General features: G+C 67.5%; 3 protein-coding genes. All 3 read left to right on the top strand.

Annotated elements, in window-relative coordinates; genetic code table 11:
• Positions 1-21 precede the first annotated feature (21 nt).
• Positions 22-678, top strand: coding sequence for an ABC transporter ATP-binding protein (locus tag ACX3P1_RS27745; RefSeq protein WP_459082967.1), 657 nt, complete (start codon positions 22-24; stop codon positions 676-678).
• A complete protein-coding gene (locus ACX3P1_RS27740; protein ID WP_459082965.1) occupies positions 675-3,074 on the top strand; it encodes an FtsX-like permease family protein in 2,400 nt (799 codons plus the stop codon). Before ACX3P1_RS27745 ends, ACX3P1_RS27740 begins: the two co-directional genes overlap by 4 nt.
• Positions 3,064-3,548, top strand: a 485-nt coding sequence (locus tag ACX3P1_RS27735; protein ID WP_459082963.1) for a lipocalin-like domain-containing protein, incomplete at its 3' end; no start/stop codon positions are given. The genes ACX3P1_RS27740 and ACX3P1_RS27735, both read left to right, overlap by 11 nt.

Here is a 3,548-nt window from a genome sequence, read left to right as displayed (position 1 = left end):
CACAGACGATAGCTGTGGTGCATGTTGCTTTCGATTGAAGATTTGCAGAAATCCTATCCTGGCCCGGAAGGCCCGGTGCCCGTCCTGCGCGGCGTGACGCTCTCGCTCGACGCCGGCATGACGCTGGCGCTGACCGGCGAATCCGGCTCGGGCAAGAGCACGTTGCTGCACCTCGTGGCAGGTCTGGACGCTGCCGACGGCGGGCGCGTCCTGCTCGATGGGCAGGAGGTCACCGCGCTTGATGACCAGGGCCGCGCAAGGCTCAGGCAAAGCGTGGTCAGCATTGTCTTCCAGCAGTTCAACCTCATTCCCTCTCTGGACGTCGCCGCCAACATCGCCTTCCAGGCGCGTTTGAACGGCACGGCGGAACCGCGGGAGCTTTCACGACTGGCCCGCGCGCTCGGGCTGGAGGCGCAGTTGCGGAAGTATCCCGAGCAACTGTCCGGCGGTCAGCAGCAGCGCGTGGCGATCGCCCGCGCGCTCGCGGCGCGACCGAAGCTGGTCCTCGCGGACGAGCCGACTGGCAACCTCGATGAGGCGACCGCGGACGAGGTGATGGAGCAATTCTTGGCACTCGTGGTCGGCACGGGGGCTGCGCTGTTGATGGTCACGCATTCCCCGCGCCTTGCAGCGCGGCTTGGGCGGCAGGCGCATCTCAGTCAAGGCCGCCTCGCATGACAGGCGCGATCCTGTCGGCACTGGCTTCGCACTGGCGGCGCAACCGGCTTCAATTGCTGACGCTGGTGCTCGGCCTCGCGCTGGCGACGTCCCTGTGGTCGGGTGTGCAGGCAATCAACGCAGAGGCCAGCGCCAGTTACGATGCGGCTGCCGCCACGCTGGCCGAAGGTCGCTTCGACCAGTTGTTGCCGCGCGAAGGGGATTCCATGGCGCAGGAGCTTTTCGTGGCGCTGCGCCGCGCTGGTTGGCTGGTCAGTCCGGTGGTGGATGGAAGGCTGCGTGTCGGCGGCACGGTGGTGAGGTTGGTCGGGATCGATCCTCTGACCGCGCCGTCCGGTTCGGCCGCGAGCGCTGCGCTGGCGCGCACCGACCTCACCAGCTTCTTGCGCGCACACGCGCTGGTCGCTGGCCCGGAGGCAGCGGCGCTGCTCGTGGCGAACTTGCCCAACCCGGTGCTGCGCGATCAGGCGGTTGCGCCCGGCACCGTGCTCGCCGACATCGGCGTCGCCCAGAAGTTGCTTGGCCGTGCCGGGCGCATCAGCCGCCTGATCGTCTTACCGGAGCAGCCTCTGCGGCAACGGTCGCTGGCCGAGATCGCGCCCGACCTCGTCCTCCGGCGTGCGGACGTCGCGAGTGATGTCGGCCGGCTGACCGACAGCTTCCACCTCAATCTCACGGCCTTCGGCTTCCTTAGTTTCGCGGTCGGCATCTTCATCGTCCATGGCGCGATCGGTCTTGCCTTCGAGCAGCGGCGTAGCATGGTCCGTACCCTGCGTGCGCTCGGTGTCCCCCTCCGGCGCCTGATCGTTCTGATGGTGCTGGAGCTTGTCGTGCTGGCGACGCTTGCCGGCGCGCTCGGCATCGTGCTCGGCTATTTCATCGCAACGCTGTTGATGCCGGATGTAGCAGCAACGATACGGGGCCTCTATGGCGCCGACGTTGCAGGTACGCTGCAGATCCGCCCAGCATGGTGGCTTTCGGGAATGGCCATGGCGCTCGGCGGCACATTGTTTGCCTCCGCGAGCGCCATGTGGCGGCTGGCGCGAATGCCGGTCCTGGCAAGCGCCGGCGGGCGCGCCTGGGCGCTGGTCTCGGGACGGACGCGCAAGCTGCAATCCGCGGCCGCTGTCGTGCTGCTCGCGGCGGCGGGAGTGCTGGCTATCGCCGGCGGTGGGCTGCTTGCCGGCTTCGCGCTGCTTGCCTGCCTGCTGCTCGGTGCGGCACTCGCGCTACCGTCTTGCCTGGCGGCGATCCTGCGTCTTGGTGAAGGACGGGCCGTCCGAGTCATGGCGCAATGGTTCTGGGCCGACACACGCCAGCAATTACCCGGCCTCGGCCTTGCGCTGATGGCGTTGCTTCTTGCCATGGCCGCCAATGTCGGCGTTTCCACCATGGTCTCGAGCTTCCGCCTGACCTTTACCGGTTTTCTCGACCAGCGCCTGTCGGCCGAACTCTACATTAATGCGGATGCGACCACGGACCGGGCGGGCCTGGAGCGCTTCCTTGCGGCGCGCGCCAACGCCGTGTTGCCGATCATGTCGGTCGACGCAACACTCGCCGGCCTGCCGGCGGAAGTTTTTGGCGCGCGCGTCAGCTACACCTACCGCGAGAACTGGCGCTTTCTCGACGCTGTCCCCGCAGTATGGGACGAGGTTGAAGAAGGCAAGGCAGTCGTTATCAACGAGCAACTCTCCCGCCGCGCCGGCCTGCGCGTCGGCGCCGAACTCGCGCTTGGCCCCGGACTGTCGCTGCCGATCGCGGGCATTGTCGGCGACTACGGAAACCCGATCGGCCAGGCCATCATCAGCGAGGCGCTGTTCCGTCAGACCTTCCCCGACATCGTGCCCGCCCGCTACGGGGTGCGTACCTCCGACCCGGAGGGCTTGCGCCATGCGCTGGTCGAGGACGTTGGCCTGCCGCCCGCCAGCATCGTCGACCAGGCAGCGCTGAAGGCGTTCTCGCAATCGGTGTTCGAGCGCACCTTCTCGGTGACCGGGGCGCTGAACGTGCTGACGCTCGCGGTCGCCTCCTTCGCGATCCTGATGAGTCTGCTCACGCTGGCGGCGATGCGTCTGCCGCAGATGGCTCCCGTCTGGGCAATGGGGACGACACAGCGCCGGCTCGCCGGGCTGGAGATCCTGCGCACGGTGCTGCTTGCCGGGGTCACTGCGGTGCTGGCCTTGCCGTTGGGCCTGGCGCTTGCCTGGGTGCTGCTTGCCATTGTCAATGTTGAGGCGTTCGGCTGGCGCCTGCCGATGTATCTGTTTCCCGCTGAATACACCCGCTTGATGCTTTTCGCGCTCGCCGCAGCACTCCTCGCCGCGCTGTGGCCGGCCTGGCGGCTCGCGCGCACGGAGCCGGCCGCGCTGCTGAGGATCTTCGCCAATGAACGGTAGAGCCTGGAATTTCGCCGTCACGCTCATCTTCCTGTTGCTGGGCCTCGACAATGGCTTTGCCCAGGGCTTTGCCGGGCTGGGCACCGGTGCGGGGGGCTTCGCCGTTCCGGAAGCGGGCAAGCGGTTCGATTTCCCGCACGATCATGGATCCCATACGGACTACCGGATCGAGTGGTGGTACGTCACTGCGAACCTCACCGGACCTGATGGCGCGGACTACGGCCTGCAATGGACACTGTTCCGCTCTGCGCTCGCGCCGGGCGAGGCCGACGGGTGGGATAGCCCGCAGCTGTGGTTTGGCCATGCGGCCGTCACCAGCATCTCGACACACCGCGCCACGGAGCGTTTCGCGCGTGGCGGCACAGGTCAGGCGGGCGTGACCGCCGCGCCCTTCGCCGCCTGGATCGATGACTGGCAGATGGCTGGCGACAGCTTCGACCGCCTGCGGCTAACCGCGACCGGCAAGGACTTCGC

This window comes from Mesorhizobium sp. A623 (assembly GCF_054489405.1).
Note: the sequence above shows the minus strand (reverse complement) of the source record. Positions and strands in the feature narration are given on the sequence as shown.

Excerpts from the sequence above, each read along its gene's own strand:
- ACX3P1_RS27740 (WP_459082965.1), top strand. The coding sequence starts at position 675 with ATGACAGGCGCGATCCTGTCGGCACTGGCTTCGCACTGGCGGCGCAAC.
- ACX3P1_RS27745 (WP_459082967.1), top strand. The coding sequence starts at position 22 with ATGTTGCTTTCGATTGAAGATTTGCAGAAATCCTATCCTGGCCCGGAA.